The sequence below is a fragment of the Novosphingobium sp. HR1a genome (genome assembly GCF_015594425.1).
GTDB classification, from domain to species: domain Bacteria; phylum Pseudomonadota; class Alphaproteobacteria; order Sphingomonadales; family Sphingomonadaceae; genus Novosphingobium; species Novosphingobium resinovorum_A.
In genome coordinates this window covers 26331-53111 of the sequence record NZ_JABXWS010000048.1, presented here as the reverse complement: position 1 = coordinate 53111, position 26781 = coordinate 26331, and the positions used below count along the sequence as shown (strand labels likewise).

The 26781-nt window shown below is 67.4% G+C and carries 28 protein-coding genes and 1 tRNA gene; 20 read left to right on the top strand and 9 right to left on the bottom strand.

Annotation, left to right across the window (positions count from 1 at the left end; genetic code table 11):
* Positions 1 to 67 precede the first annotated feature (67 nt).
* From HWN72_RS12565 to HWN72_RS12520, 10 genes are all read left to right on the top strand, one after another.
* A complete protein-coding gene (locus HWN72_RS12565; RefSeq protein WP_008830191.1) occupies positions 68 to 814 on the top strand; it encodes a Bax inhibitor-1/YccA family protein in 747 nt (248 codons plus the stop codon).
* Positions 815 to 977: 163 nt separating this feature from the next.
* Complete coding sequence (locus tag HWN72_RS12560; RefSeq protein WP_156799823.1) at positions 978 to 1748, top strand: hypothetical protein; 771 nt, start codon at positions 978 to 980, stop codon at positions 1746 to 1748.
* Positions 1749 to 1867: 119 nt separating this feature from the next.
* A tRNA-Ala gene (locus tag HWN72_RS12555) sits at positions 1868 to 1943 on the top strand.
* Between the two features lie 168 nt (positions 1944 to 2111).
* Positions 2112 to 3170 carry a GTPase ObgE gene (gene obgE, locus HWN72_RS12550; protein WP_008830189.1) on the top strand — a complete coding sequence of 353 codons (1059 nt, stop codon included), beginning with the start codon at positions 2112 to 2114 and terminating at the stop codon, positions 3168 to 3170.
* A 188-nt stretch (positions 3171 to 3358) separates the two neighbouring features.
* Entirely contained in the window at positions 3359 to 4501 is a 1143-nt protein-coding gene (gene proB, locus HWN72_RS12545; RefSeq protein ID WP_008830188.1) for a glutamate 5-kinase, read from the top strand.
* Positions 4498 to 5436, top strand: coding sequence for an NAD(P)-dependent oxidoreductase (locus HWN72_RS12540; RefSeq protein ID WP_008830187.1), 939 nt, complete (start codon positions 4498 to 4500; stop codon positions 5434 to 5436). Before proB ends, HWN72_RS12540 begins: the two co-directional genes overlap by 4 nt.
* 16 nt (positions 5437 to 5452) lie before the next feature.
* Positions 5453 to 6439 (top strand): bile acid:sodium symporter family protein, encoded by a 987-nt coding sequence (locus HWN72_RS12535; RefSeq protein ID WP_008830186.1) that lies wholly within the window; start codon positions 5453 to 5455, stop codon positions 6437 to 6439.
* A gap of 165 nt (positions 6440 to 6604) precedes the next feature.
* On the top strand, positions 6605 to 7777 hold the full coding sequence (locus HWN72_RS12530) for a hypothetical protein (RefSeq protein ID WP_008830185.1): 1173 nt from the start codon (positions 6605 to 6607) through the stop codon (positions 7775 to 7777).
* An 11-nt stretch (positions 7778 to 7788) separates the two neighbouring features.
* Entirely contained in the window at positions 7789 to 8979 is a 1191-nt protein-coding gene (locus HWN72_RS12525) for a sulfotransferase (protein ID WP_008830184.1), read from the top strand.
* Positions 8976 to 9992: an alcohol dehydrogenase catalytic domain-containing protein gene (locus tag HWN72_RS12520; RefSeq protein WP_008830183.1), complete on the top strand. Its 1017-nt coding sequence runs from the start codon at positions 8976 to 8978 to the stop codon at positions 9990 to 9992. The genes HWN72_RS12525 and HWN72_RS12520 overlap by 4 nt, the downstream gene beginning before the upstream one ends.
* 117 nt (positions 9993 to 10109) lie before the next feature.
* On the opposite strand, the gene HWN72_RS12515 is transcribed toward HWN72_RS12520, so the two are convergent.
* Entirely contained in the window at positions 10110 to 11336 is a 1227-nt protein-coding gene (locus tag HWN72_RS12515; protein WP_008830182.1) for an MFS transporter, read from the bottom strand.
* Between the two features lie 205 nt (positions 11337 to 11541).
* On the opposite strand from HWN72_RS12515, the gene HWN72_RS12510 reads away from it, so the two are divergent.
* From HWN72_RS12510 to HWN72_RS12495, 4 genes are read left to right on the top strand one after another with little or no spacing between them, the layout of a single operon-like run.
* Positions 11542 to 12069, top strand: coding sequence for a spore coat U domain-containing protein (locus tag HWN72_RS12510; RefSeq protein ID WP_211150395.1), 528 nt, complete (start codon positions 11542 to 11544; stop codon positions 12067 to 12069).
* Positions 12069 to 12767: a molecular chaperone gene (locus HWN72_RS12505; protein ID WP_008830180.1), complete on the top strand. Its 699-nt coding sequence runs from the start codon at positions 12069 to 12071 to the stop codon at positions 12765 to 12767. Before HWN72_RS12510 ends, HWN72_RS12505 begins: the two co-directional genes overlap by 1 nt.
* A gap of 17 nt (positions 12768 to 12784) precedes the next feature.
* Positions 12785 to 15103 (top strand): fimbria/pilus outer membrane usher protein, encoded by a 2319-nt coding sequence (locus HWN72_RS12500; RefSeq protein WP_211150394.1) that lies wholly within the window; start codon positions 12785 to 12787, stop codon positions 15101 to 15103.
* 2 nt (positions 15104 to 15105) lie between these two features.
* Positions 15106 to 15600: a spore coat U domain-containing protein gene (locus HWN72_RS12495; protein WP_008830178.1), complete on the top strand. Its 495-nt coding sequence runs from the start codon at positions 15106 to 15108 to the stop codon at positions 15598 to 15600.
* Between the two features lie 131 nt (positions 15601 to 15731).
* Here HWN72_RS12495 and HWN72_RS12490 read toward each other — a convergent pair whose 3' ends face one another.
* The 4 genes from HWN72_RS12490 to HWN72_RS12475 form a co-directional block, all read right to left on the bottom strand.
* Positions 15732 to 16505, bottom strand: a complete 774-nt coding sequence (locus HWN72_RS12490; RefSeq protein WP_008830177.1) for a sulfite exporter TauE/SafE family protein — start codon at positions 16503 to 16505, stop codon at positions 15732 to 15734.
* 169 nt (positions 16506 to 16674) lie between these two features.
* Positions 16675 to 16851, bottom strand: coding sequence for a YezD family protein (locus HWN72_RS12485; protein ID WP_008830176.1), 177 nt, complete (start codon positions 16849 to 16851; stop codon positions 16675 to 16677).
* Between the two features lie 102 nt (positions 16852 to 16953).
* On the bottom strand, positions 16954 to 17406 hold the full coding sequence (locus tag HWN72_RS12480; RefSeq protein WP_008830175.1) for an Rrf2 family transcriptional regulator: 453 nt from the start codon (positions 17404 to 17406) through the stop codon (positions 16954 to 16956).
* Between the two features lie 250 nt (positions 17407 to 17656).
* On the bottom strand, positions 17657 to 18406 hold the full coding sequence (locus tag HWN72_RS12475) for an energy transducer TonB (RefSeq protein WP_008830174.1): 750 nt from the start codon (positions 18404 to 18406) through the stop codon (positions 17657 to 17659).
* Positions 18407 to 18556: 150 nt separating this feature from the next.
* Here HWN72_RS12475 and HWN72_RS12470 point away from each other — a divergent pair, with 150 nt between their 5' ends.
* The 4 genes from HWN72_RS12470 (at position 18557) to HWN72_RS12455 (ending at position 21507) form a co-directional block, all read left to right on the top strand.
* The gene (locus HWN72_RS12470) at positions 18557 to 18826 is read left to right on the top strand and encodes a GlsB/YeaQ/YmgE family stress response membrane protein (protein WP_008830173.1); all 270 of its coding nucleotides are present in this window, start codon (positions 18557 to 18559) and stop codon (positions 18824 to 18826) included.
* A gap of 129 nt (positions 18827 to 18955) precedes the next feature.
* Positions 18956 to 19231, top strand: coding sequence for a hypothetical protein (locus HWN72_RS12465; RefSeq protein ID WP_008830172.1), 276 nt, complete (start codon positions 18956 to 18958; stop codon positions 19229 to 19231).
* Between the two features lie 256 nt (positions 19232 to 19487).
* Positions 19488 to 20090 carry a superoxide dismutase gene (locus tag HWN72_RS12460; protein ID WP_008830171.1) on the top strand — a complete coding sequence of 201 codons (603 nt, stop codon included), beginning with the start codon at positions 19488 to 19490 and terminating at the stop codon, positions 20088 to 20090.
* Between the two features lie 238 nt (positions 20091 to 20328).
* On the top strand, positions 20329 to 21507 hold the full coding sequence (locus HWN72_RS12455; RefSeq protein WP_036527212.1) for an MFS transporter: 1179 nt from the start codon (positions 20329 to 20331) through the stop codon (positions 21505 to 21507).
* On the opposite strand, the gene HWN72_RS12450 is transcribed toward HWN72_RS12455, so the two are convergent.
* Both HWN72_RS12450 and HWN72_RS12445 read right to left on the bottom strand, forming a co-directional pair.
* Complete coding sequence (locus HWN72_RS12450) at positions 21485 to 22033, bottom strand: sigma-70 family RNA polymerase sigma factor (protein ID WP_008830169.1); 549 nt, start codon at positions 22031 to 22033, stop codon at positions 21485 to 21487. The genes HWN72_RS12455 and HWN72_RS12450 overlap by 23 nt on opposite strands.
* On the bottom strand, positions 22026 to 22211 hold the full coding sequence (locus HWN72_RS12445; RefSeq protein ID WP_155986315.1) for a NepR family anti-sigma factor: 186 nt from the start codon (positions 22209 to 22211) through the stop codon (positions 22026 to 22028). Before HWN72_RS12445 ends, HWN72_RS12450 begins: the two co-directional genes overlap by 8 nt.
* Before the next feature lie 272 nt (positions 22212 to 22483).
* Here HWN72_RS12445 and HWN72_RS12440 point away from each other — a divergent pair, with 272 nt between their 5' ends.
* Both HWN72_RS12440 and HWN72_RS12435 read left to right on the top strand, forming a co-directional pair.
* Positions 22484 to 24166: a CHASE domain-containing protein gene (locus HWN72_RS12440; protein WP_008830168.1), complete on the top strand. Its 1683-nt coding sequence runs from the start codon at positions 22484 to 22486 to the stop codon at positions 24164 to 24166.
* 93 nt (positions 24167 to 24259) lie between these two features.
* A complete protein-coding gene (locus tag HWN72_RS12435) occupies positions 24260 to 24607 on the top strand; it encodes a PilZ domain-containing protein (RefSeq protein ID WP_036527214.1) in 348 nt (115 codons plus the stop codon).
* A 139-nt stretch (positions 24608 to 24746) separates the two neighbouring features.
* Here the strand turns inward: HWN72_RS12435 and HWN72_RS12430 are convergent, their stop codons facing one another.
* Together HWN72_RS12430 and HWN72_RS12425 are read right to left on the bottom strand one after the other, a co-directional pair.
* On the bottom strand, positions 24747 to 25829 hold the full coding sequence (locus HWN72_RS12430; protein ID WP_036527215.1) for a glycosyltransferase family 1 protein: 1083 nt from the start codon (positions 25827 to 25829) through the stop codon (positions 24747 to 24749).
* Positions 25826 to 26731, bottom strand: coding sequence for a UDP-2,3-diacylglucosamine diphosphatase (locus HWN72_RS12425; protein WP_008830165.1), 906 nt, complete (start codon positions 26729 to 26731; stop codon positions 25826 to 25828). The genes HWN72_RS12430 and HWN72_RS12425 overlap by 4 nt, the downstream gene beginning before the upstream one ends.
* Between the last annotated feature and the right edge of the window lie 50 nt (positions 26732 to 26781).

Below are 26781 nucleotides of genomic sequence, written 5' to 3'. Positions count from 1 at the left end.
TCGAGCGCGATATTCCCTCCTGAGCGGGACCGCATTTGGCTGGCTTCTCCGCTAAAGGGAGTTTGAAATGGCGAATTGGAACGACCCCCAGCCCCGTCAGGGCTTCGGTGCGTCTCCGAGCCGTGACGGCAGCGATCTCGGTCGCACCGCCGGCCGGACCGCTTACGATGCGGGTCTGCGTCGGCACATGCTGTCGATCTACAACTACATGGCCTCGGGCGTGCTGCTTTCGGGCATCGTCGCGATGCTCTTCGCGCCTTACGCGATCGCTATGATGCAGTCGCCGATCAAGTGGCTGGTCATGCTGGCCCCGCTGGGCTTCGTCTTCGCGATCAGCGGCGGCGCGCAGCGGTTCAGCGAAGGCACGCTGAAGGTGCTCTACTGGGCGTTCGCGGCCGTGATGGGCGTATCGCTCTCGACGATCTTCGTGATCTACACGGCGACCTCGATCGCGACCACGTTCTTCGCGACGGCGGCGGCTTTCGCGGGCCTCAGTCTCTATGGTTACACCACGAAGAAGGACCTGTCGGGCTTCGGCACCTTCCTGATCATGGGCGTGGTCGGTATTTTGATCGCCTCGCTGGTGAACATCTTCGTGGGTTCGAGCGTGCTGCAGCTGGCGATTTCGATCCTCGGCGTGCTGATCTTCGCAGGGTTGACCGCCTATGATACGCAGATGCTCAAGAACCAGTACTATCACCTGCGCGGCACAGATTTCGTCGGCAAGGCCGTGATCCTCGGCGCGCTGAGCCTGTACCTGGACTTCATCAACATGTTCCAGTTCCTGCTGAGCTTCCTCGGCCAGCGGGACTAAGGGCGGCGGTTAATCGCAACCGGAATGGAGATAATTTTCCTCCGAAGCGATTAATCCACAGTGCAGTTTCACCTAAGCATGATGCCCGGTGCGTTTTATCGCACCGGGCATTTGCTTTATGACTCAGCGGGGTTAGACCGTTTGCCGCGATGGAGAACGATGCGTGTACCGAGGGCTTGAGATGATCGACAACGGGCAGGGGCGTCGTCGCCTTTCCTTGCTGGCGGGCTCGGCGGTGGCCGTCACGCTTGCCGCGCTGGCAGGCTGTGCGAAGCCGCCTCCGCCCCCGCCACCCCCGCCGCCGGTCGTGGTGATCCCGCCGATGCCGACGCCGCCGATGGGCGCGCCGCTCGAAATGCGGGTGCCGGCCAAGGCAGAGGATGGCACGCGCCAGACCGTGAATTACGGGATTTCCACGTCGCAGACGATCTGGAACTTCCGCTCGGCCTATAACGTGGCTGCGCTCAACTGCGTCGAGGTTCAGTTCACCCCGATCCTCGAGGGCTACAAGCGTTTCCTGAAGGTCTACGACAAGTCGCTCGACCGTGCGAGCAAGGAAATCGACGCGAGCTTCCGTACACAGCATTCCGGCCGCGCCGCGATCGTCGCGCGCGAGACCTACCAGACGCAGGTCTACAACTTCTTCTCGCTGCCGCCGGTGGACTCCAGCTTCTGCCAGGCAGCGATGGAAGTGAGCGCCGAATTGAACACGGTGGAGCCGAGCCAGTTCGACAACTGGTCGTACACCGGCCTCGCCAAGCTCGAGGCGCCGTTCAAGGCGTTCTTCGATGCTTATGACCAGTACCGCGCCGATCTGGCCGCATGGCAATCGCGCTACGGATCGAACGGCCTCATTACCGTGCGTCCGAATGCGGAGCAGGTCATGGCCCAGCCTGTCGTCCAGCCTCAGGCGAGCGTGCCGCAGGCGCAGTGACGTCGGCAGTGGGTGCGAGAATCTTCGCGCCCGCCCATTTTTTCTCTTCCGCGCGGGAGGCGTCTTCGCTAAGGGGACGCTCCCGAGCGCGGTGACGCAATCGGACTTGATACTGGAACGGGGCCGTAGCTCAGCTGGGAGAGCGCGTCGTTCGCAATGACGAGGTCAGGGGTTCGATCCCCCTCGGCTCCACCAGTATCGCACAATTCAGGCGTGTCCGGACGAACCGGGCATCACCCGGCCCGAGACACGGCCGGGTTTTTTGTTTATCTGCGGCCAGCGGCGTTCAGCGGAGGGAAAACCTCCGGCGACCGGGACCGGTCGCGAAGGGGCGCTTCATCAGCGCTGGAAGCGATAGGACCGATGCATTTTCTCGACCAGGCCAAGATTTACGTGCGTGCAGGCGGCGGTGGCCCCGGTGCGGTCAGCTTCCGGCGTGAGAAGTACGTCGAATACGGCGGCCCCAACGGCGGCAACGGCGGCAAGGGCGGCGACATCATCTTCGAAGCCGTGCCCGGCCTCAACACGCTGATCGACTTCCGCTATACCCAGCACTTCAAGGCCCCGCGCGGCGGCCACGGCATGGGCCAGAACCGCAACGGCGCGGCGGGCAAGGACCTGGTCATCAAGGTGCCGATCGGCACCCAGGTCATCGCCGACGACGAAGGGCGCGACACCGTGCTGCTCGACCTCACCGAGCCGGGCCAGCGCGTCACCTTCATCGAAGGCGGCATGGGCGGGCGCGGCAACGCCAGCTACAAGACCAGCACCAACCGTGCCCCGCGCCAGCACCAGCCCGGCATGCCGCCGATCGAGCAGTGGGTGTGGCTGCGCCTCAAGCTGCTGGCGGACGTCGGCCTCGTCGGCATGCCCAACGCGGGCAAGTCCACCTTCATCAACGCGCTGTCGAACGCCAAGGCGAAGGTCGGCGACTACGCCTTCACCACCCTGCGTCCGCAGCTCGGCGTCGTCATGCACAAGCACCGCGAGTTCGTGCTGGCGGACATTCCCGGCCTGATCGCAGGCGCGGCGGACGGCGCGGGGATCGGCGATCGCTTCCTCGGCCACATCGAACGCTGCCGCGTGCTGGTCCACCTCATCGACATCTCCAACACCGATCCGGTGGAGGCGATGCAGGTCGTCGAGGAGGAACTGGAAGCCTACAGCGAACTGCTGGCCGACAAGCCGCGCCTGGTGGCGCTGAACAAGGTCGATCTGGTCGATGACGCACTGGCGGAAGAATACGCCAAGGAGCTGCTCAAGGCCGGCGCGGACGAAGTGTTCCCGATTTCCGGCGCGACCGGCAAGGGCATGCCGCGCCTGCTTGATGCGGTGATCGACTATCTCCCGGCCGCCACCGTGACCGAACGTCCCACCGGCGAGCGCGAAGAGGCCGACGACACGCCCTGGTCGCCGATCTGACGGGCTGAAGGCCCACCCCCGGCCCCTCCCGCAAGCGGGAGGGGAGAAGAGGGGTTTCGCCCTCCCGCTTGCGGGAGGGCCGCGAGACTTGCCGAGCCTCAGGCGAGGTTAGTCGCAGCGGGGTGGGCATCGCCGCCCAACCTTGCGCTTTCCTCAACTGCACCTTTCCCCTAGAGGCTGGCACGCCCATGCCTATTGCCCGACTCTCAGACCTCGCCGATTCCTCCCTTGCGCCGCGCCTTGTCATCAAGGTGGGTTCGGCGCTGCTCGTCGGGCCGGAGGGCGTCCGACGCGCATGGATCACGCAGCTGGTGGCCGAGATCGCCGAGGCGCGCGGGCGGGGGCAGGACGTGATCGTCGTCTCCTCGGGCGCGATCGCGCTGGGCGCGGCGACGCTGGGGCTGGAAAAGGGGGGGCGCGGCAGCCTCGCCGATGCGCAGGCCAGCGCCGCCGTCGGCCAGATCGCGCTTTCGGGCCTCTGGGCCGAGCTTCTGGGCGCGCACGGCATCACCGCCGCGCAGATGCTGCTGACGCTGGAGGATCTTGAGGACCGCCGCCGTTACCTCAACGTCACGGCCACGCTGACCCGCCTGCTCGATGCGGGCGCGGTGCCGGTCATCAACGAGAACGATTCGGTGGCGACCCAGGAAATCCGCTTCGGCGACAACGACCGCCTCGCCGCGCGCGTGGCGCAGGCCGCGCAGGCGAGTGCGGTGGTGCTGCTTTCCGACATCGACGGCCTCTACGATCGCCACCCCAAGCTGCCCGGTGCGAAGATGATCCCGGTGGTCGCGGGTGTCACCGCCGAGGTGCGGGCGATGGCCAGCACCGAATCGAATTCCGGCATGGGCTCGGGCGGCATGGTCTCCAAGCTGCAGGCGGCCGAGATCGCGGAGCTGGCGGGCATCTGCCTTGTCATCGGCAACGGCCAGCACGAACGCCCGATGGCGCGCATCGTGGGCGCCAAGGATCGCGAGGGCATCGGCACCCTGTTCGTGCCCAGACGCAAGGCCGCCGCGCGCAAGGCGTGGCTGGGCGGCCGCCTGCGTCTCAAGGGTGAGATCGTGGTGGACGACGGTGCCGCAGCGGCACTCGGGCGCGGGTCCAGCCTGCTCGCCAAGGGCATCACGGCGGTCGAAGGCGTGTTCTCGCGCGGCGATCCCGTCGCCATCGTCGACGGCGCGGGCAAAGTGCTCGCCCATGGCCTTTCCGAATACGACGCCGCCGAATGCGCCGCCATCGTCGGCCTGCATTCGAGCGAGCAGGAACAGGTGCTCGGCTATTCGCCGCGCTCCGCTGTGGTCCACCGCGACCAGATGGTGTTGAAATGAACCGCCGCCGCAATCTCATCGACCGCCCGGTCATCGCGCTCACCGGCGCCACCGGCTTCGTCGGACAGGCCGTTCTGGAAGCGGCCATCGAGGCTGGCTTCGCCGTGCGCGCACTCACCCGCCGCGGCCAGCCCGAGCGCGAGCATGTCGACTGGATCGGCGGCGAGCTGGGCAATCCTGCCTCGCTGGTCGAACTGGTGCGCGGGGCCGAGGCGGTGATCCACGTCGCGGGCGTCGTCAACGCGCCCGATGCGGCCGGGTTCGAGGCGGGCAACGTCACCGGCACCCTCAACCTCATCGAAGCGACCGTGGGCGAGGGCGTGCGGCGCTTCGTCCATGTCTCCTCGCTCTCCGCGCGCGAGCCGGATTTGTCGGCCTACGGCGCCTCCAAGGCGCGGGCCGAAAAGATCGTTATGGCCAGCCCGCTCGACTGGACCATCGTGCGCCCGCCCGCGATCTACGGCCCGCGGGACAAGGAGATGTTCGAGCTGTTCCGCGTGGCGCGCTGGGGCTTCATCCCGATGCCGAAGCAGGGCCGTGCCTCGATGATCCATGTCGACGATCTGGCGCGGCTGCTCGTCGCGCTGGAGCCGGGCGGGCTGTCGGTGACCGGCAAGGTCTTCGAGCCGGACGACGGCAAGCCGCAGGGGTGGGAGCATTTCGAACTCGGCCTCGCGATCGGCTGGGCGCTGGGCAAGCGGCCGCGCGTGATCGGGCTGTCTCCGGCGATGCTCCACCGGGCTGCGCGCATCGACAATTTTTTGCGCGGCCCCCGTGCAAAAATGACGCTCGACCGCGCCGCCTACATCAGCCATCCGGACTGGGTGGTCTCGCCCGAGGCCGCGCCGCCGGGCAAGCTCTGGCGTCCCCGCATCGAGACGCGCGAAGGGCTGAAGGCCACGGCGCAATGGTATCGTGAGCACAAGTGGCTCTGAAGAGGTAACGCCCCGCATGAACCGCCTGCTCGCCCGCCTGAACATCGATCCGTTCCTGCTGATGCTGCTTGGCACGGTGGCGCTGGCGACGGTGCTGCCCGCGCAGGGCGTGTGGGCACGCGTCGCGGGCGGCGTGGCGGATGCGGCTATCGCGCTGCTGTTCTTCCTGCACGGCGCCAAGCTCTCGCGCGAGGCGATCCTCGACGGCGCCAAGGCGTGGAAGCTGCACCTGACCGTCGGTGCGACGACTTTCTTGCTGTTCCCGATCATCGGCCTTGGCGTGCGGGCGATCCCCGGTATCGAGCCCTCGCTGGCGACGGGCGTGCTGTTTCTGACACTGTTGCCGTCCACCGTGCAGTCCTCGATCGCCTTCACTGCGATCGCCGGAGGCAATGTCGCGGCGGCAGTGGTGAGCGCCTCGTTCTCCAACCTCGCGGGGATATTCATCACGCCGCTGCTGACGGCGCTGTTCATTACCGGCCGGAGCCAGGGATTCTCGACGGACCCGATCATCGACATCTCGGTGCAGTTGCTGCTGCCGTTCCTGGCGGGGCATTTCCTGCGCCCGTGGATCGGCGGCTTCGTCACCCGCAACAAGAAGGTGCTGGGCTACGTCGACCGCAGCTCGATCCTGCTGGTGGTCTACACCGCGTTCGGCGCGGCGGTGCTCGAAGGGCTGTGGCACAAGGTGACGGTGGGCGAACTGGCGCTGATCGCGGCGATTTCGCTGGGCGTGCTGGCGGTGGTGATGGTGGTGTCGAGCTTCGTTGGGAAGGCCATGGGCTTCTCGCGCGAGGACAGGATCGTGCTGCTGTTCTGCGGCTCGAAGAAGAGCCTCGCGACCGGCGTGCCGCTGGCGGGCGTGCTGTTCCCGGCGGCGCAGGTGGGTGCGATCATCCTGCCGCTGATGTTCTTCCACCAGATCCAGCTGATGGTTTGCGCCGTGCTGGCCCGCCGCTTCGCGGCGGCGGAGGAAAAGGCTGCGTCGTCGTCCCGGACTTGATCCGGGACCGCTGCGCGTGACCGGCCCACGTCGCTGGGCGCGCACCTGAAGACAGCCACCGGTCCCGGATCAAGTCCGGGACGACGCAGGAATTCGCCCGGGCGATGGGCCGCATCTCGTCAATCTAGATAGTGCATACTATCAAATCGGCAGGGAGAGCCTGCCATGCACATCGAACCTGCCATCCTGCCCTATCTCGCCGACCTCGAAGGTGCGGTCGCGAACCTTGCGGATACCTGGCGGCCTGACGATCCGGCCTACCGTGCCGACGTCTACCGCCAGACCGTGGCGAGCCTGTCCTATTCCTACTTCATGTACTTCCACGCCGATGCCGAACATCCGGACTGGGCGCCGCTGTGGAACCCGGTCTACACGCTCCAGCCCAACCCGGACGACATCTACACGCAGTCGCCGATCCGGGGCGACCTGACCTACCGCGTTTCCGGCAACCGGGGGACATGCCGCATCCTCTCGTTCACCACGCAGGCCGCGCTGTCGGGCACGGTGGACGCCATGCCGCGCCCCAATGGCCACAACGAGTGCGACACCAACGACCTCGGAATCGCTCCGGGCGAGGACTTCTCCATCGTGTTCAGTGCCGAGCGGCCCGCCGGATACGCGGGCCACTGGGCGCCGATCGACCGCTCCGCGCGCGGCATGTTCACCCGCTTTCGCATGTACGACTGGGAGCGTGAGGTGGACCCGGTGCTGTCGATCGAATGCCTCGACCCGGTGCCGCCCAAGCCGCGCCTCGCGCCCGAGGAAATCCTGCGCCGCATCGGCGAGATGGCGAAGCTGCCGCGCCGCAAGACCGACCTCTACTACCCCATGCAGAACGGGGTGAAGGAGCGTGTCGGCTTCAACGTGTTCGAGCCGGTGCGCTATCCCGGCGCGCTGGTGAAGCAGACCTACTGGCCCGCCTGCTTCCAGCTGGAAGACGACGAGGCGCTGATCATCGAGACCGAGATTCCCGCCCGCGCGCCCTACTGGAACGTGCAGCTCAACGACCCGTACTTCAACGCGCTGGAATATGTTTACCGCCTCAGCAGCACCAACGGCGCGATGGCGCGGCTGTCGAGCGACGGGAAGTTCCGCGCCGTCATCGCGCTGACCGATCCGGGGGTGCCCAACTGGCTCGACCCCGCAGGCTACAACGAAGGCGGCATCTACGGTCGCTGGTACGATTGCGACAGCGAGCCGGTGCCCACGATCACCCGCGTCAAACTGGCCGATCTGCGCTCCCATCTGCCCGAGGACACGCCCGTGGTCACGCCGGCCGAGCGCTCCGAGGAGATCCGCCGCCGCGTCGCCGCGTGCCAGCGGCGGCGGCGCTGGTGAGAGGCTGAGCGATGGACCTCGGCTACGATCCGCCCGAAACCTTCCGCCATGCGCTCGGCCAGTTGCACGATACCGTCATCGCCGAGACCGTTAGTGACGATTTCGGTCCGGCCGACTACCTGCCGGGCCTCACCGTGCTGTTGCAGTCGATGGACTACGACCCGCGCTTTTCCGAACAGGGCAGGCGCGCTGCATGGGGCATGGTCGTCGGCGTGCTGCGCGGGCGGGCGCAGGCCGTGGTGGCGATGAAGGCGAACCCCGGCTTCGATGCGGCCCCGGTGCTGTCGCCGGTGGTCATCACCGGGGTGCCGCGCACAGGGACGACGGCGCTGCACCGGCTGCTCGCGGTCGATCCGCGCTTTCAGGGGCTGCAGACGTGGCTGCTCGACAGCCCGATGCCGCGTCCGCCGATGGCGCGCTGGGCGGAGTATCCGCAGTATCGCAAGACCCTCGCGGGGCTGGATGCGCAGTATACCGCGCTCCCCGATGCCAGGGCCGCGCATTTCCGCGCTGCCGAGGAAGTCCACGAATGCTGCATGCTGCTGCGGCAGTCGTTCGTCTCGAACTTGTGGTCGTGCGGCTGGTCGGCCGCGACTTACGATGCGTGGTGGCAGTGCCAGAGCGAGGCGGCGGCCTATTCCCACTTCGCGCGGTGCGTCCGGCTGATCGGCATGAATGATGCGGGCAAGCGCTGGCTGCTCAAGAACCCCGGCCATATCGCGCATCTCGATTTGCTGCTGGCGGTGTTCCCCGACGCCCGCGTGATCCAGACTCACCGCGATCCGGGCAAGGCGGTGCCGAGCCTCGTCTCGCTGCTGATGAACATGAACGGGCTGATGGAGCCCGACCGCAAGCAGCAGCGCGCGGAAAACCTGCTGCGCCGCGAAGTCGCCAAGTGGGCCAATGCGGTGGAGAAGTGCGAGGCGGTGCGCGTGCGGCATCCGGGGCAGGTGCTCGATGTGGTCCACGCCGATTTCCACGCCCGCCCGATGGAGACGGTGGAGGTGATCTATCGCTTCATCGGCATGGACATTCCCGAGGAAACCCGAGCCGCCTTGCAGCGCCGGATCGATGAGAAGCCCGAACTCAGCCACGGCGTCCACCGCTACTCCATCACCGACTACGGCATGACCGCTGACGAGGCGCGCGAGCCGTTTCGCGCTTACATAGAGCGCTACGACCTGCTGGAGACGCGGGCATGAAGGCGGCGATCTATCCCGGGGGCGGTGCGCCGATCGTGATCGAGACGATCGCCGACCCAAAGCCCGGCCCCGGCGACCTGCTGATCCGCGTGGACCGCTGCGGCATCTGCGGCACCGACCTTGCCATGACCAGGGGTGGCGCGTGGGACTTCGGCGCCGGTGTCCAGTTCGGGCACGAGTTCGCCGGAACCGTGGTCGAGGTCGGCCGCGGGGTCGAGGGCTGGAAGGTCGGCGATCCGCTGGCGGTGCTGCCCTCGGTCGCCTGCGGGGAGTGCGAGACCTGCCGTGCCCATGGCAACAATGTGCTGTGCCGCGAGAGCCCCGCGCGTGCCTCGGTCGGCTTCGCGCAATACGCCCGGATATCGGCTAGCGTCGCCACTCCGCTGCCGAAGACGCTTTCCATGGCTGACGGGGCGCTGATCGAACCCTTGGCGATCAGCCTTTACGGCACGCAGATGGCGCGAATCCGGCCGGGCGAGCGGGTGCTGGTGCTCGGCGGCGGGACGGTGGCGCTCTATGCGATCTGGTGGGCGCGGCGGCTGGGAGCGGGGCGGGTGACCGCGATGTCGCGCTCGTCGCGGCGGCGGGACTTGTGCCTGCAGATGGGGGCGGACGCCTTCGTGGCCTTCGGGGACAACGAGGCGGGCGAAGTCGTCGAGGCGCTGGGCGGTGCACCGCAGGTGGTGCTGGAAGGCGTGGGCGCGCCGGGGATGCTTGGCCGCGCGGTCCAGCACGCTGCGCCGTTCGGGCGGATCGTCAGCCTGGGGTTCTGCACCGCGCCCGACCCGGTGATCCCGGCGATCGCGAGCTACAAGTGCGTGTCGATGCACTTCGCGGTCGGCTATTCCATGCGGGAGTTTCTTTTCATCGCCGACCTTCTGGGACGCGGCCATGTCCATGCCGATCCCAAGGCGATCGTCACCGACACCATCGCCTTGGAGCAGTTGCCTGCGATGTTCGAGACCCTGCGCGGCCCGAATGCGGAAACCAAGGTCCACGTGCGCTGCGATTAGGTCGTCGTCCCGGACTTGATCCGGGACCGCTGGCTGTCTTTAGGTAAGAGCTAGCTGCGCGCGCCCGCGAGGTGGGCTGTTCATGGTCAGCGGTCCCGGATCAAGTCCGGGACGACGTCAGGCCGGCACCGGTTCCCCCAACGCTTCCTCCACCTGCGGCCCCTTGCGCAGCATGAGCAGCAGCAGGGCGCCTGCGAATACCGACGTGCCCACGGTCACCAGGAACGTGTCGAAACTGCCGGTCCGCGCCAGCGTCCAGCTCAGCAGCGCTGCTCCCGAAGCGGCCGCCAGCGAGCACACCCCCGTCAGCAGCCCGAGCACGCTGGAATAGATTCGCGTCCGGAAGTGCCGCGCGACGAGGAAGGCGAGGATATCCCCTTCCGCCCCCACCGCGAAGCCGAGGCTGAAGATCGCCGCGGTCACCACTACCGGCGCGTCCCAGTTGCTCGCCAGCACGAACAGCCCGAGCCCCGGCAGCGCCAGCATCACGAACGACACCACTTGCGGCGCGAAGCGGTCGAGCGCCACGCCGGTCACGAAGCGGCCCAGCAGCATCCCCACCGCCAGCGCGGTGAACATGATCGAGGCGCCTTCGCCGCTGATCCCCTGGTCAAGCACCAGCATCTTGAGCTGCACGAGAATCAGCGTCAGTGGCAGGTTGCACAAGTACATCGCGCCGAACAGGATCCAGAACGCCCGCTCGCCGAAGATCTCGGGATAGTCGTCGCGCGCGCGGCGCTTGGGCGCGGTGACGAGGGCCGCATGCGCTCGCCCGCTGGGGATGAGCAGGAACACGACGATGCCGGTGAGCACCGTGAACAGCGCCAGCATCCGGTACGTCGCCGACCAGCCGTGCGCCTCGACGAACTCGTTGATGACCGGCCCGCCGATCGCGGCGAACAGGGCCGGGCCGCAGGCGACGATTGCAAGACCGAGGCCGCGCGCGTGCTCGATATGCTGCACCACGAGGCGGGTGTAGACCGTCGCGGTCGTCGTCACGCAAATGATGCTCTGGAAGATGAAGATCGCCAGATAGGCCTCGAACGAGCCGCCGATGAGGCTGAAGCCCAGCATCGTCAGCGGCATGGCGACGATCCCGATCAGCGCGGTCAGCTTGACCCCGAAGAGGTCGGCGAGGCGGCCGATGAAGGGCATCGACAGCGCCGTCAACATGCCGAGCATGCCGGTCATCGCGAACTGCGCCTTGGACCACCCGGCATCGGCGACGAGCGAGGGCGCGATCGCGCTGGTGACGGTGCCGATGATCGACATGCCCGTACCCATGCCCAGCGTCGCCGCCAGCAGCGGGCGCCACGCGGCACCGATTTCCGATAGATAGCGCAAGGTCAGGTCTCTCCGGGGCGATTTTCGTTATGCCCGCCAGCTTGCCACCTGACCGGCCGGGGCAAAAGCGCAGGACCGCCCCGCACGGGCTATTTCACGCCGGGGCAATCGGAAATCGCCGGAGCGTTTGGTTGCCGCGTTCCTAGGTGAACCACCGGGGAGGGCGTTGGAAGGCTGGGCAACCCTGTCTTGGTAAACGATTGCCATGAGCAACGTTCACCATGCCCACGGCGCTCGCCGCCTTCGCCCGCTTGCCGCAGGGTTCGCCCTTGCCGCAGGTATCGTCCTCGCGCCCCAGGCCGCGTCCGCCGCGACGGTGACCGACACCATCACGGTGACGGCCAACGTGCAGTCGGCCTGCGTCGTCGCCGCCAGCCCGCTGGCTTTCGGCAACTACAACCCGACGTCGTCCTCGAACGTCGATGCGACCACCACCGTCAACGTCACCTGCACGCAGGGCACCCCCTACAACGTCGGCCTCAATGCGGGCACGACGACCGGCGGCACGACCACCGTGCGCAAGCTCAATTCCTCCGGCCATACCCTCAACTACGCGCTCTATTCCGATTCCGGCCGCACCACGAACTGGGGCAACACCGTCAATACCGACACCGTCGCGGGCACCGCCGGGACTTCCGCCACCGCCTACACCGTCTACGGCCGCATCCCCGGCAGCCAGAACACCACGGCGGGCGCCTACACCGACTCGGTGACCGTCACGGTGACCTACTGATGACCTTTCGGCGCGCTCCGGTACTGCTGGCGGCCCTGTTTGTTGCCATGTGGGGCGGCTTTGCCGCCCCGGCGCGGGCGGGTTCGCTCAGCGTGATGCCGGTGCGCGTCGATGTACCTTCGGGCCGCCGCTTCTGCTCGCTGACGCTGGGCAACGATTCCGACCGCGCGGTGACCGTGCAGGTGCGCGGCTTCGCATGGAGCCGCGACGAGGGCGGTGCCGACATTCTCGATCCCGATACCGACTTCGTCGTCAATCCGCCGATCGCGACGATTGCGCCGCACGGCACGCGGCTGGTGCGCTGCAGCCTGCCCGCCGATACAGGGGCGCAGGCGGAAAGGCAGTGGCGCCTGATCGTCGACGAACTTCCCGACCCCACGCAGGCCCAGCCAGGCGTGGTGCAGACCTTGCTGCGCCTCTCGGTCCCGGTGTTCCGGGGCGCCGAGGGCGTGGCACCGCAGTTCACCGCCTCCACCTCGCCGCTGGGGCTGCGCCTTGCCAATACGGGCAGCGGCCACGCCCGGATCGTGGCGCTCACTCTGCAAGGGGCGAGCGAGACGGTAACGCTGGACAAGCCGTTCTATCTCCTTGCCGGAGGTGCGCAGCTGATCCCGGCCGAGCGCCTGCCGCGCGGTCTGTTCTCCATCCACGTGCGTGCCGAGGAGGGCGAGTATACCGTCGCCCTCCCTGCGCCGTGAGCTGATGGTCGCCTCCGGTGAAGCGCACCTCCCGCCGCCTTGCGGCAGCCCTTTCGGCTGCGCTTGCCCTGTCGCCTGCGATCGGCGTCGGAACTGCCTGCGCGCAGTCGGTGGCCGAGGCGGCGCCCATGCCGGTCGGCGTCGTCCTCAACGGGCAGGCGATCGCCGAGCCCGGCCTGCTCATCGTGCATGACGGCCACCTCCTTGCGCGGCGCAGCGACATCGAGAGCTGGGGCCTCGCCGCCCATTCCATGATCGCGTCCGAGACGCTGGGCGGCGAAAGCTACGTCGCGCTGGACCGCGTGAAGGGTGTCGCGCGGCTCGACGCGGACGGGGCGACGCTGCTGGTCGATGCCGACGTCAGCCTGTTTCCGCGCTACACGTTCGATCCCGGCCGCCATGTCGTGCCGCTGGCGCAGACGATCCCGGCGCAGTTCCTCGATTACGACCTGACGCTGTCCGACTGGAACGGCCACGCGCGGCTTGGCGGTTTCGTCGATGCGGGCGTTTCCGGACCTTGGGGCGTCGCCGACTCCAGCTTTCTCGTCGACAGCGACCGGGGAGGCGTCGTGCGGCTGGATACCGCGCTGCGCCGGGACTTTCCTCAGCAGCGGATGCGGCTGGTGCTGGGCGACGCCGTCGGCACCGGCGCGCCGTGGAGCCGTCCGGTGCGGTATGGCGGTGTGTTCCTCGGCACCGATTTCTCGCTCGATCCGCAGAGCATCAACTTCCCGCTGCCGGTGATCTCCGGGAGCGCGCTGACGGCTTCGACCGTTGAACTTATGGCGCAATCGTCGCGCCAGTCGATGGACGTCGGGCCGGGCGCCTTCGACCTCACCCTCCAGCCGCGCCTTACCGGGGCCGGGCAAGTGACGATGAGCGTGCGTGACCTTGCGGGCAATACCCGGCAGGTGACGCGCAGCTTCTACGCGAGCCCGAGCCTGCTGCGCCCCGGCCTCTCCGAATTCGCGATCGAGGCGGGGGCGCTGCGGAGGCGCTTCGGCTTCGACAGCTTCGCTTATGGCCCTCTGTTCGCGGCGGCCGGACTGCGGCGCGGGATCACCAATGCGCTGACCCTCGAAGGGCGCGTGGAGGTCAGTGGTCGCACGCGCATGGCGGGCCTTGGCGCGGCGATGGTGCTGGGCGCGGTCGGCGAGGTTTCGCTGGCAGGCGCGGTGTCGCAAGGGTCAGCGGGGACCGGGACGCTGATGCGCGCGCAAATGCAGCGCGTCACGCCGGTCTATACCTTCACCACCAGCTACGAGCGCGCCGACGCGCAGTTCCGGCAGGTGGGCGAGGGCCGCTTCAACGGCGGCGGGCGCAGCGAACTGGCGGTCGCAGGAGGGCTTTCGCTCGGACGGATCGGCAGCCTCAATGCCAGCTATGCGCGGCTGACGCAGGGTATCGGCGGGGAAGGACAAACCCGCTACGATCTCGCCTCGGCCTACTACACGGCGAACCTGCGCGGCGGCTATCTCTCGGCGGGCGTGCAGTACACCGCCTATCGCGCGGGGCGGCGCGACGCGGGGCTGTTCGGCTCGCTGACCATTCCGCTGGGACCGCGCCGCAATGCTTCGGTGATCGCCGAGCCGGGCCGTGCGGCCGCGACCTTCACGCAGAACCTGCCCGACCGCAGCGGCTTCGGCGCGCGGGCGCTGGCCGGGCGCGATGGTGGAGCGGCATGGCTGGAGGGCGGGCTCGGCTATCGCAGCGGCGCAGGCGACATCCGCCTCGACGTAGCGCAGCGGCGTGGGCAGCAGGGCGTGCAGCTCAACGTGCGCGGCGGCCTGCTCAGGGTGGACGGAACGCTCGTCGCCAGCCAGCACATCGACGACGGCTTCGCGCTGGTCGACGTGGCCAGCGACGCCCCGGTCACCGTCACCGTCGAGAACCGCCCCCGTCCGACCAAGGCCGGGCGCGGGCGCGGCGTGATCGTCACCGGCCTCCAGCCTTATGCCGAGAACCACATCGGCATCGACGCCGCCGAAGTGCCGATCGCGGAGGACCTCGACACCGCGCAGCAAGTCGTCGCGCCGGGCTGGCGGCAGGCGGTGCGGGTGCGCTTCGGCACCGTGGGCGGGCAGGGCGTGCGGCTGCGGGTGCTCGATACGCAGGGAATTCCGCTCCAGACCGGATCGAGCATCGCCTGGGCAGGCGGGGTCGGCGTCGTAGGCTACGACGGCGAAGTCTGGCTCGAAGGCTATCGCGGCGGTGCGGGCACGCTCAGCGTCTCGGGTGCGGGCGGGACGTGCCTGGCGCCGATCCCGGCGCTGGGCGAGGACGCGCGGCTTGCGGCAACGCCCGTCACTTGCGTGCGCGGGAACGAAAGGACGTGACGATGCGGCTTGCCACTCGGTCCATCGCGGCGCTGGGGGGGCTGGCGTGCGGGCTCATGCCCATTGCGGCGGCGGACGCGGCGGGGTGCCTCGTGTGCATCTGCTCGGTCTCGACCACCAATCTCAGCTTCGGGACGTACAACCCGGCCAATACCTCGCCGACCACGGCGACGGCGACGGTCACCGCCAACTGCATCTCGGTCAGCGTGCCGATGAACGCGACGGTCGATCTTGCGCTGAGTGCGGGCACGTCGGGCAACGCGGCGGCGCGGCAGATGGCGAACGGGGCCGCGCGGCTGAACTACAACATCTATCAGGATGCGGGCTATGCCACGGTCTGGGGGAACAACAGCAATGGCGGCTCCTCGCAGTCGATGCTGATCAACAACCTGCTGAATTTCAACGCGACCAAGACGGCCTATGGGCGGATTCCGGCGGGGCAGTACGCGAAGACGGGGGGCTATTCGGACCCGGTCGTGGTGACGTTCACGTTTTGACGTGAGACCCACCCCGTCCGGCTAGTTCGCTTCGCTCCCAAGCCTCCCGGCGATTTTCTCCTCCCGCCTGCGGGAGGGGCAGCGAGACTTGGTCCGCAGGACCTAGTCGCAGCGGGGTGGCCAAGGCGTCCTCAGAAGATCGGCCACGACTTCCAGATGCTGAACACGCTGGTGGCGATCAGCACCACCGAGACGGCCGCGAGCAGCGTGCGCGGCTTGATGCGCTTGGCGAAGAGGGCGCCGAAGGGCGCAGCTACGACGCCGCCGATGATCAGGCCGACCGTCGCCACCGTGAAGGCCGAAAGCCCGATGGTGGAGATGAACGCGATCGAGATCGAGGTGGTCAGCAGGAACTCGGCGGTGTTGACGGTGCCGATGGTCTTGGCCGGTTCGCCGCCTTGCACGAGGAGGTTGGAGGTGACCACCGGACCCCAGCCGCCGCCGCCCGCCGCGTCGAGGAAGCCGCCCGCCAGCGCCAGAGGGGCGGTGTACTTGGGGTCCGCGAAGCTCGGCTTGCGCATGCGGATGGCGCGGAACATCAGGTAGATGCCGATGCCGGTGAGGTAGATCATGACGTAGGGCTTGGCCACCGAGGCGTCGATGCTCGACAGCAGGTAGGCACCGGCGACGCCGCCGATGATGCCGGTCGGCACCAGCCGCAGGAACAGGCCCCAGTTCACGTTGCGGTGCAGGATATGGCTGATGCCCGAGGTGCCGGTGGTGAACAGCTCGACCAGGTGGACGCTGGCCGAGGCCGCTGCCGGAGGAACACCGACCACGCTGACCAGCAGCGTCTGGGTGATCACTCCGAAGGCCATGCCGAGCGCGCCATCGACGATCTGCGCGGCGAAACCGATGGCGATGAAGGGAGCGATTTCGGCCAGTGTCGGCAGCGAATCGAGCATTCTTACTCCTCCTGGGGTGCAGGTTGGATCTGGTCGCGGCCTGTTGGCCCCATCTACTGGCCCATCTACTGGCTAGGCGAATGCCGCGCGGATGGGAACCACGCGGATCAATCTCCAGGCAGAAGCCGCCCGGTCGTCCGGTGTGCTCGGCTTCGCCAGGTCGGGTCGATCAGTGGTTGAAGCGGCGGCGCTCGGTGACGTCGACCTGCATCAGCTTGCCGTCGTGGACGGTCAGCTGGATCACGCCGAAGCGCAGGCGCTGCAGCGCCTCGATAACGTGCTGGACGCCTTCGTTGAGCAGCGGGTGTTCGGTTGCGGTCGCATCGGCGGGCTTGGCAATTCGCATGCGCATCTCCTCTCGCAGCGGGGCGGATGCGGGCTTGGTATTCTCTATCGTAAAAGTTGACAATGGGGTCGAGGAAGAAGGTTTGCTTTCAGCCGCTAAAGCTCAGACGTCCTCGACAGCTTCCAGTCCTTCGGCGGCGGGCACGGGGTCGATCTTGTCGGACAGCCGCATCCCGTCGAGGAGGCCCGCAGTGGCGTCGCGGACCTGCAGCATCAGCGCGCGGGTGCGGCAGTCCTTTTCCTCGACGCAGTTCTTGCAGGTCTCGTGCGCGAAGCGGCTGGCGCAGGGCACCAGAGCCAGCGAGCCGCGCATCACGCGGATGAGGTCGCCATAGGTGATGTCGATCGGCGGCACGCCCAGCCAGTAGCCGCCGTCCTTGCCGCGCTGTGAGGCGACGATGCCGTAGCGCGACAGTTCCGACAGGATGACGGTGAGAAACTTCGCCGGGATGTTCTGGGTCTCGGCGATGTCGGTCAGCGGGATCGGACCCTGGCCGTACTTGTCCGCGAGGTGCTGCATGGCCCGGATCGCATAGCGTGTTTTTTGCGAAAGCATCGGTGCAATTCTCGCGAGGACTTCGAAGGGGTGTCTTGGCTCCATTGGCGTGGGTGCGTCAAGCTGCGCCGTGTCGGATTACGGGGGTAACGCGCGGGGGAGGGGTTGGTGTCCCGGTCTTGCCCACCCCTGCCCCCTCCCGCGAGCGGGAGGGGAATGAGAGACCTGCGCCTTGCCCTCCCGCAAGCGGGAGGGCCGGGAGGCTTGCGAGCGCAGCGAACTAGCCGACGGGGTGGGCACCCCACCACTTTCAAGGCGTGTCCTCCGGCGGAAAATACCACCCGTGGGTCTCGACCATGATTGCAGCCACGGGCTCTCCCGCACGGTTACGCGAGGGCTTGAAACGGAACCGTTCAGTGATCAGCCGGCAGGTCGTCGCATCGAGGTCGGGGCGACCGCTTGAGGTGAGGATGCGGCAGTCGCTGACCCGCCCGTCCACGCCGATGCGGTACTGCAGTTTGAGTTCGCCGCCGCTTTTGGCTTCGCGCAGGTCCGGCGGCAGGTCGGAGAAATGCAGGCGTCCGCGAATCTGGCGTGGGCGGGTGAGGGCATCGTCATCGCCTTCGCCCGCGCCGTCGCCGTTGCCGCCGCCGCCGTCACCATCGCCGATCCCGCCCGCGCCCTGTCCGGGGCCAAGGCGGTCCGAGGCGCCGCTTTGCGCGGCCGAACCAATGCCGGCCTTCGGCGCGGTGACGATCGGCGGCGGCACGATCAGCGGGGGCAGCTTCGGCGGCGGGGCGACCACCTGCGTCGCCTTGTTGCGCAAGTTGGGAGGTGAGGGACGGCCCTTCGCGGCGGTGGAATCCGCCTTGGCCGGGATTTCCTTCGGCCGGGGTTTCTCCGGCTCCTCGCGCAGGGGAATGATCGCGGCGAGCGTCTCGCGGCGTTCCTGCGGTGTCATGCGCGCAGCAAGTCCCGCCATCATCGCCGCCAGCCCGCCCGCCACGATCAGCAGCGAGGCGAGGGCGGACGCCGCGCGGTTCCGGGCCGAAGTATACACGTGTCGCGCCTCCTTGCTGGCCAGAACCCGGCGGGCGCGCGGTTGGTTGCGGCAAAGTTCACGTTGCGACGAGGCGTTCGTATTGTTGCGGAACCTTGCGCGCTACTGCCCGTTATTAGGGTCAGCACACTCAATTCGGAGACGGAAACCATGACCCTCCTTCTTATCCTCCTCGTCGGTGGCATCATCGGCTGGCTCGCTTCCATCCTGATGCGCACCGATGCGCAGCAGGGCATTTTCCTGAACATCGTCGTCGGCGTCGTCGGCGCGGTGATCGCCGGCTTCATCATCACCCCGCTCATCGGCGGTGCGCCGATCACCAGCGGTGCCTTCGACATCATGTCGCTGTTCGCCTCGTTCCTGGGCGCGGTCGTCCTGCTGGCGATCGTCAACCTCTTCCGTCGCGGCTCGGTTCGCTAAGAACCGCACGGTCCCGACGACCTCGAAGTGAGGCCCGCTTCGGCGGGCCTTGCGGCGGGAGGTGGCGCGTCCTCCCCTCGGCATCTTCAACGCGCCCGATACCATAAACAGGGAAAAGGATTCCTCGCCATGAAAGCCACTGCCACTTCGCGTCTTGCCATGATTGCCGTCGCTGCCGCTTCGCTGGGACTTGCCGCCTGCAACAGCCCGCAGCAGGAAGCGACCGAGAAGGCGGCCGACGCCGTGGAGGCCCAGTCCGACGCCGCCGCCGACGCGATCGACGCGCAGGCCGATGCGACCACCGGAGCCGCCGAAGATGCGCTGGAAAACAAGGCCGACGCGGTCAAGAAGGCAGGCGACGCCAAGTCCGACGCGATGAAGGACGCTGCCGACAAGCAGAACTGACGAACCTGACGGCCGGATCACACGGCCGGTATGGGTTGGCTCGCCGGCGTTTGCTCCCCTTGCAGGACGACGGCGACCACGGGAGAGGATGGCGGCAACCCCGCCATCCTTTTTCGCATGAGAAATTCAAAATGCCGCGATTGCGCGCTTGAATTGTTGCGCTGCACGTCAGACATAGGCCGCGATCTTTTCTGCGCTTTTTCGGTTTCCCGCCGAAGTGCAGGCCAGCTTCAATAACCTGAAAAAGGACATGACCATGACCATCGCCCTCATGCCGCTGCCCTATGCGCAGGACGCGCTCGAACCGCACATCTCGAGCAAGACGCTGGAAATCCACCACGGCGCCCATCACAAGACTTACGTGGACAAGCTGAACGCCGCGATCGCCGGCACCGAGAACGAAGGCAAGTCGGTCGAAGAGATCGCCAAGTCGGCTTCCGGTCCGCTGTTCAACAACTCGGCCCAGACCTGGAACCACGGCTTCTACTGGCACTCGCTGTCGGGTGAGAAGACCGCGCCGAGCGAGAGCCTGGCCGCTGCCATCACCGCCGACTTCGGTTCGATCGACGCGCTGCTCGAAGCGCTCTCGAACGAGGCGGTGAACCACTTCTCGAACGGCTGGGCCTGGCTCGTCGTCGAAGGCGGCAAGCTCAAGGTGATCTCGACCCACGACGCCGACAGCGCGCTCGTCAAGGACGTCGTGCCGCTCCTGACCGTCGACGTCTGGGAGCACGCCTATTACATCGACCAGATGAACAAGCGCCCGGCCTACGTGAAGGCGGTCCTCGAGAACATCCTCAACTGGAAGTTCGCCTCGGACAACTTCGACCGCGGCACCGCCTGGACCTACCCGGCGTAAGCCGAAGGCCAGACAGGCTTTTCAAGGCCCCCGCATCCGGCAAGGGATGCGGGGGTTTTGTTTTTTGTGGAGCCGTTTCATGCGGTCTTCCTCGCACCATCTCGTCATTGCGAGCTTAGCGAAGCAATCCAGGGCGGCGTAGGACTGCTCTGGATTGCTTCGCTACGCTCGCAATGACGATTGCGTTGATCGTGACCCGCTGCAACAAACCCGTCTTCCGACAAGGGGGACGGCTTCGATGAATCGCGCGTGGTTGACGCTGGCACTGGTCCTGTGCGGCACCATCATCGGCATGATGGGCGTCGATCTGGTCCTGCCCGCTGTGCCGCTGCTGCCCGAGGCGCTGGGCGGCGACCCGTCGCAGGCACAACTGGTGCTGGCCGCTTACGTCGGAGGCACCTGTATCGGCCTGCTCGGCTACGGCGCGCTGGGAGACCGGGTGGCGACATCGCGGCTGATCGTGGGCTCGCTGCTGGCGACCGCCGCCGTCTCTCTGGCCTGTGCGATGGCCCCGAATATCGAGGCGCTCATCGGGCTTCGCGCGCTGCAGGGTATGGTCGCGGCCGGTCCCGCCGTCTTTGCGCCGGGCATCGTCAAGGCCATGTTCGACGAGACTCGGGCGGTCCGGGCGATCGGCCTGCTGGGCAGCATCGAGGCGCTGGGGCCGGCCCTTGCGCCCGTAGCGGGGGCGGGGCTGCTCGCGCTCGGCGGCTGGTCGCTGAATTTCGAGGTCATGGCCGCCGGGGCCTTCGCGGCGGCGGTGCTGGTCATGCTCACCGGCGGCTTGCCGCAAGTGGGACGGCGCGGGCAGGGCAGCTTCGTGGTGTTGCTGCGCGACCCGACGTTCCTGCGCTATGCGCTCAGCCAGGCGAGCGTGCTGGGCGGATTGCTGGTCTTCGTGTTCGGGATGCCCACCGTCTTCGTGCGCGTGCACGGCGGGACGCTGGCGGACTTCATCACGATGCAGATGAGCGGCGTCGTCACCTTCATCATCGCCGCCAACACCGCCGCGCACTGGGGCGACAGGCTGGGCGCCGAGCGCGTCATCGCCTTCGGCACCGGTCTCTCCGCACTCGGAGCGGCAGGGCAGTTCGCCTACGCGCTGTCGGGCGGGACTTCGGCGCTGGTGATCACGGCGCTGTTCATCCCCGTCAACACCGGCCTCGGCCTGCGCGGTCCGGCGGGGTTCTTCCGCGCGATCCTGGCGAGCCGCGGCGACGATGCCCGCGCCAGTGCTCTGGTGATCCTGTGCATCCTGACCGCCGCAGCGCTGGGAACGAGCATCGTCTCGCCATGGATCGAGCGCGGCACCGTGCCGCTGACGGCAGCGGCGCTCGCGTTTCATCTGGCGGCTTTGGCATGCCTGGTCGTACTGCCGCCGTTGCGGCAGCCGGTCAGCCCGTCTTGCGCGCCTTGACCTCGACCTGCTGCGGCTGATCGCCGTCGAGCATCCGGGCAAGATCGGCGCGGGCACGGGCGACACGGCTCTTCATCGTGCCGATCGGACAGCCCGCGATCTCGGCGGCTTCCTCGTAGCTGAAGCCCGAGGCGCCGACGAGCAGCACCGCCTCGCGCCGTTCGGGGGCCAGCTTCTGCAGCGCGGCTTCCATGTCGTCGAGGTGGAGCGGGCCTTCCTGATCCGCTTCCATCACCAGCATCTTCTCGACCACGCCTTCATCGAGGTCGGTCTGGCGGCGGGAGCGGCGCAGCTCGGACAGATAGTGGTTGCGCAGGATCGCGAAAGTCCAGGCGCGCATGTTGGTGCCCGCCTGATAGCGTTCGCGCGCGGTCCACGCCTTGATCGCGGCTTCCTGCACGAGATCGTCGGCAAAGTCCGGCCGTCCCGACAAGCCTCGGGCAAATGCGCGGAGATGAGGGAGGACGGAGAGCAGTTCCTTGCGGAAGCCTTCGTCCGCGGCGCTGGGCGCTATCCGGTCAGGCATCGCCGTCGTCGTCCAGCTTCTTAAGGAGATCCTTGAAGCTGTCCGGCAGCGGCTCTTCCACCACGGAGTTGTAGAGCTTCCTCAACCCCCCGGCCCAGCCGGGTTCTCCGTCTCGACGGACTTCGGGCGGCAAGCCGGGCACAGGGCCGGAGTCACCACGTCCATTGGGCTGATTCAACACGAACTCCCTTTCACCGAAAGCACACTTGCGGCGAGACCGGGGAGCGGTCAAGCCCGGCGCGCGGCCCAATGTCTTCGCGCGCAAGGCTGGCGGAAGGCGGGGCGCTGTCTCGGGCATCGTCCGGTCTGCAAGCCGAGCGGACGTCGTTTGCAGATGGAACAATCGATGCCGAGCATGGTTCCCCTCAGCGTAAAGTGTTGGCATAGCATGATGCTTGCGTTCATAAGTGATCGCAACGCGACGGAGTTTATGGTGCAGGACGTTGCCGGGTGATTGACCAGGCTCTGCTCGACAGGGTTCAGAAGCAGGCGTGGTTCCACAGGTATCCGCGCGGCTGGCCGTTCCTGCTGTTCCTCATCGCGAGCATGACCACGGCGGTCTCCGTCATGGCGATCGAGCGCGCGGACAAGCAGACGCGCGCGATCGAACTCGACCGTCAGCTCACCGAGATTTCCTCCGCCCTCCAGCGCCGCGTCACCGAGAACATAGCGCTGCTGCGCGCAGGCAGCGCGCTGTTCGCGACCCAGGACGTCGTTTCGCCCGAACAGTTCGCCGAATTCGCGCGCGACCTGCAAGGCGACGGTACGCTCTACGGCTCGCTCGGCATGGGCTGGGCGCCGCTGATCCCGGTGGACAAGCTGGCCGCTTTCGAGTTTGCGGTGCAGGGCGGCGGACGGCTGGACTTCAGCGTCGATCCGCGCCCCGAGCCCGGCCAGAAGTATGCCGTTCCGGTCTATTACCTGGAGCCGCAATCGTCGGGGAACAAGCGCGCGCTGGCCTTCGACATGTACTCCGAGCCCGTGCGCCGACAGGCGATGGAGCGGGCCATGGCCCGGCGTGGCCCGGCGGCGACGGGTGTGGTCCACCTCGCGCAGGACGGCTTCCGCTACCCGGCGCGAGATCAGCAGACCGACGCGGCGTTCCTCATCTATATGCCGGTGACGCTGGAGAGAGGCGGGCGGCGGTGGGTCAAGGGCTTCGTCTATAGCCCGTTTCGCGCGCAGACTTTCCTCGGCTCGGCCAGTGAACTCTACCGCAACGACAGCATCGACATCGCCATCTACGACGACCACGTCGCGCCGGAGACATTGCTGGCGGAACAGCGCGGCGCCGACGGGCTGACCGGCCCCACCATAGAGCGACGCATCGACGTGGCGGGGCAGGCCTGGATCGTCGAGGTCGGCGACCGTCAGGCCAATGCGCTCTCGCCGCTCTCGCGCCTGACGCTGTTCTTCGGAGCGCTCGCCTCGCTGATGGTGATGGCGATCGGGCGGCTGATCACCAAGCGCGCCGCAGAAGACCGCGTCGTTCTGGAGTGGCTGACCAGCCAGGCCTCGATCCGTAATTCGCTGACGCGCGAGTTGAACCACCGCGTCAAGAACACGCTGGCGAACGTGCTGTCGATCGCAGCACTGACGCGGCGGCGCTCGAAAGGCATCGACGATTTCACCGAAAGCCTGACTGCGCGCATCCGGGCCCTGTCGGCCACCCACGACCTGCTCTCGCAGTCCGACTGGGGCCACGCGGCGCTGGGCGACATCGTACGCTCGGAACTGGCGCCCTACATGGAAGGTAACGAGAGCCACGTCGTCATGGCCGGGCCGGGGATCAAGCTGGCGCCCAACGATGCCATGTCGCTGGGTCTGGCCATCCACGAACTGGCGACCAATGCCGCCAAGTATGGCGCGCTCAGCACGATCGAGGGGCGCATTCACGTGCAATGGACGATGGCCTCGCCCGACCTCGCGGAGATTCACTGGCGCGAGGAAGGCGGCCCTCCGGTGGCCGAGCCGACCAAGCGCGGTTTCGGGCGCGATCTTATCGAGAAGATCGTGGCGCACGAACTGAAGTCGGAAGTGGATCTCAGGTTCGAGCCGGGCGGCGTGGAATGCCGGCTCAAGGTCCCGGTCCGCGCCTCGCGCGAATTCGTGCTTAGGAACGAGCGGCGCTAGCATCGTTCTGCGGGCCGCACCAAGCGGGGCCATTATCGATTGCTTAAGCCGTGACGCAGTAATGCCCTCGCCAGATCATCGGGGGCAATTGCGATGGAAGCGCGTAACTGGAGCCGTCATATCGTCGAGAAGGACGTCGCCTGTCTCGTCGAAGGGGCGAGGGAACAGGTGTTCCTCTACGACCTTTCCATGGGCGGCTGTATGTTCGAGATGGCCTGCGACCGCGACATGCGCGAACGGTCGGCGACGCTCGATCTGCAGGGGCAGGGCATCGTCCAGGGACAGGTGGTATGGCAGGTCGGTCGCTGCATCGGCATGCGCTTCGAGGCATTGATCTCGCAAGCCGTCGTCCGGCGTCTGGGCTTCACGCCGCCGGTCGAGGATTTCCTCGGCTGCCCGGTACGTGAACCCAGCGGACACGCTCCCCAACCGCTGCTGTGATCGGGGTCTGGCCGGGCACGATCCGGCTTGGACTGCCTGTACCTTGGTCCCATCGCGTAAGCACCTGACAGGCGGCGCATCTCAAACCTGACCCTGGCCTCCCGCCTTCGGAGATGACAAGGCACGGGGAGGGTTGACGCTAGGCCGCTGACCGAAGGCCGCGTTCGGCGCTGTCCAGCGCGCCCTCGATCGCGGCGAGGAACTGGTCGGTGGCGCGTTCCCACGAATAGAGCGAGCCCAGCGCGGCGGCGTCGGTCCGCTCCACCGTCAGTGCGCCCTCGACCGCGCGGGCGAGCGAGGTATCGACCGCGCCCGCCGCCCAGCCGACACGGTGGTCCACGCCCCGTCCGTCAGGGCCGAGGATGTCGATCGGCCCGGTCACCGGGTACGCTGCCACCGGAGTGCCGCAAGCCAGCGCCTCGATGACGACGAGGCCGAAGGTGTCGGTCAGGCTGGGAAACACGAAGCAGTCGGCGCTGCGATAGGCAGAGGCCAGCGCCTCGCCCGACAGTGCGCCGAGGAACAGCACGTGCGGATAGCGGCGGCGCAGGTTGTCGAGCGCAGGGCCGTCTCCGACCACCACTTTGCTGCCGGGCACGTCGAGGTCGAGGAAGGCCTCGAGGTTCTTCTCCGGCGCGACGCGGCCAACGTTGAGCAGGACAGGACCGGGCCGCATCGCCTTCAGCGCGGTCATCTCCGCAAGGCGCGGGCCGTCGGGGCGGAACAGGGCGTGGTCGATGCCCCGGCTCCACGCGCGGGTCGGGCCGATGCCGCGTTCTTCCAGTTCGGCGGCGAGGCTGCGGGTGGAGACCATGACCGCCTGGCTCTGCGCATGGAAACGCTGCAGGATCGGCCAGAAGTACTCGGCGGAGAGCCCGGTGCGCACCGCGCAGTATTCAGGAAAACGCGTGTGGAAGGCGGAAGTGAAGGGCACCCCGCGCGCCAGGCACCAGCCGCGCGCGGCCCAGCCGATCGGGCCTTCGGTGGCGATATGGACGATGTCCGGCGCCGCCTTGTCGAGCATCCGGCGTACGCCGAAGCGCGGCGCCATCGCCAGCCGGATCGAGGCATAGCCCGGCATCGGCATCGTCAGGAAGCGGTCGGGCGTGATCGTCTCGACCTCGTGCCCGCGGGCAGTGAGGTGTTCGACGGTCGAGGTGAGCGAGCGGACGACGCCGTTGACCTGCGGCAACCAGGCGTCGGTTGCCAGGGCCAGCTTCACGATACGGCCTCCGGGGTGGCTTCCTTGTCTGCGGCGTGCTCCTCGGCGGCCGTTTCGGCGATCGTGTGGCCGCCGGTTTCCTTGACCCAGTCGATCAGCGACATGTGGCCGGTGAAGTCCTCCGCCAGTGCGGTGCAGCTTTCGACCCAATCGCCGTCGTTGTAATACGTGATGCCGCCGAATTCGCGGATCTCGGCGCAGTGGATGTGGCCGCAGACGACGCCGTCGAACCCGCGCGAGGTGGCCTCGTTGGCGACGGCTTCCTCGTAGCTGCCGATGAACTGGACGGCGTTCTTGACCTTCTTCTTCATGTAGGCCGAGAGGGACCAGTACGGCATGTGAAAGCGGCGGCGCACGGCGTTGAACACGATGTTGGCGCGCAGCAGCATCGAGTAGGCCTGGTCGCCCAGGAACGCGAGCCACTTGTGGTAGAGCACGACGCCGTCGAAGGCATCCCCGTGCGTGACCAGCAGGCGGCGGCCGTCGACGGTGGTGTGGACGTATTCCAGCGCCAGCTCGACCCCGCCGAAGCTGAGGCCCGCATAGTCGCGCAGCATCTCGTCGTGGTTGCCGGCGATGAAGATCACGCGGGTGCCGCGGTGCGCCATCTTGAGGATGCGGCGCACGACTTCGTTGTGGGCGTCCGGCCAGTACCAGCCCTTGCGCAGCCGCCAGCCGTCGACAATGTCGCCGACGAGGTAGAGCGTCTCGCACTCGTGCGCCCGCAGGAAGTCGACCAGCATGTTCGCGTTGCAGCCGCGCGTGCCGAGGTGGATGTCCGAGATCCAGATCGTGCGGTACTTGCGCTTGGGCCGGAAGCCCTTGGGATCGGGAAGGTCGAGCCAAGCGGGAATCCCGCTGTTGTTGCCACGTCCGATGAAGTCTTCGATCTGCTCGCGCATGGTCGTTCGTCCCCAAATTCCCTGCGATTTCGGGGCCTATGACAGCAGGC

Bases quoted from the DNA above. Each gene is read 5' to 3' on its own strand.
- HWN72_RS12480 (WP_008830175.1), bottom strand. From the start codon at position 17,406: ATGCTTTCGCAAAAAACACGCTATGCGATCCGGGCCATGCAGCACCTC.
- HWN72_RS12525 (WP_008830184.1), top strand. From the start codon at position 7,789: ATGGACCTCGGCTACGATCCGCCCGAAACCTTCCGCCATGCGCTCGGC.
- HWN72_RS12455 (WP_036527212.1), top strand. From the start codon at position 20,329: ATGAATCGCGCGTGGTTGACGCTGGCACTGGTCCTGTGCGGCACCATC.
- HWN72_RS12535 (WP_008830186.1), top strand. From the start codon at position 5,453: ATGAACCGCCTGCTCGCCCGCCTGAACATCGATCCGTTCCTGCTGATG.
- HWN72_RS12510 (WP_211150395.1), top strand. From the start codon at position 11,542: ATGAGCAACGTTCACCATGCCCACGGCGCTCGCCGCCTTCGCCCGCTT.
- HWN72_RS12435 (WP_036527214.1), top strand. From the start codon at position 24,260: ATGGAAGCGCGTAACTGGAGCCGTCATATCGTCGAGAAGGACGTCGCC.
- HWN72_RS12530 (WP_008830185.1), top strand. From the start codon at position 6,605: ATGCACATCGAACCTGCCATCCTGCCCTATCTCGCCGACCTCGAAGGT.
- HWN72_RS12450 (WP_008830169.1), bottom strand. From the start codon at position 22,033: ATGCCTGACCGGATAGCGCCCAGCGCCGCGGACGAAGGCTTCCGCAAG.
- HWN72_RS12520 (WP_008830183.1), top strand. From the start codon at position 8,976: ATGAAGGCGGCGATCTATCCCGGGGGCGGTGCGCCGATCGTGATCGAG.
- proB (WP_008830188.1), top strand. From the start codon at position 3,359: ATGCCTATTGCCCGACTCTCAGACCTCGCCGATTCCTCCCTTGCGCCG.
- HWN72_RS12485 (WP_008830176.1), bottom strand. From the start codon at position 16,851: ATGCGAATTGCCAAGCCCGCCGATGCGACCGCAACCGAACACCCGCTG.
- HWN72_RS12460 (WP_008830171.1), top strand. From the start codon at position 19,488: ATGACCATCGCCCTCATGCCGCTGCCCTATGCGCAGGACGCGCTCGAA.
- HWN72_RS12540 (WP_008830187.1), top strand. From the start codon at position 4,498: ATGAACCGCCGCCGCAATCTCATCGACCGCCCGGTCATCGCGCTCACC.
- HWN72_RS12470 (WP_008830173.1), top strand. From the start codon at position 18,557: ATGACCCTCCTTCTTATCCTCCTCGTCGGTGGCATCATCGGCTGGCTC.
- HWN72_RS12490 (WP_008830177.1), bottom strand. From the start codon at position 16,505: ATGCTCGATTCGCTGCCGACACTGGCCGAAATCGCTCCCTTCATCGCC.
- HWN72_RS12505 (WP_008830180.1), top strand. From the start codon at position 12,069: ATGACCTTTCGGCGCGCTCCGGTACTGCTGGCGGCCCTGTTTGTTGCC.
- HWN72_RS12565 (WP_008830191.1), top strand. From the start codon at position 68: ATGGCGAATTGGAACGACCCCCAGCCCCGTCAGGGCTTCGGTGCGTCT.
- HWN72_RS12495 (WP_008830178.1), top strand. From the start codon at position 15,106: ATGCGGCTTGCCACTCGGTCCATCGCGGCGCTGGGGGGGCTGGCGTGC.
- HWN72_RS12465 (WP_008830172.1), top strand. From the start codon at position 18,956: ATGAAAGCCACTGCCACTTCGCGTCTTGCCATGATTGCCGTCGCTGCC.
- obgE (WP_008830189.1), top strand. From the start codon at position 2,112: ATGCATTTTCTCGACCAGGCCAAGATTTACGTGCGTGCAGGCGGCGGT.
- HWN72_RS12425 (WP_008830165.1), bottom strand. From the start codon at position 26,731: ATGCGCGAGCAGATCGAAGACTTCATCGGACGTGGCAACAACAGCGGG.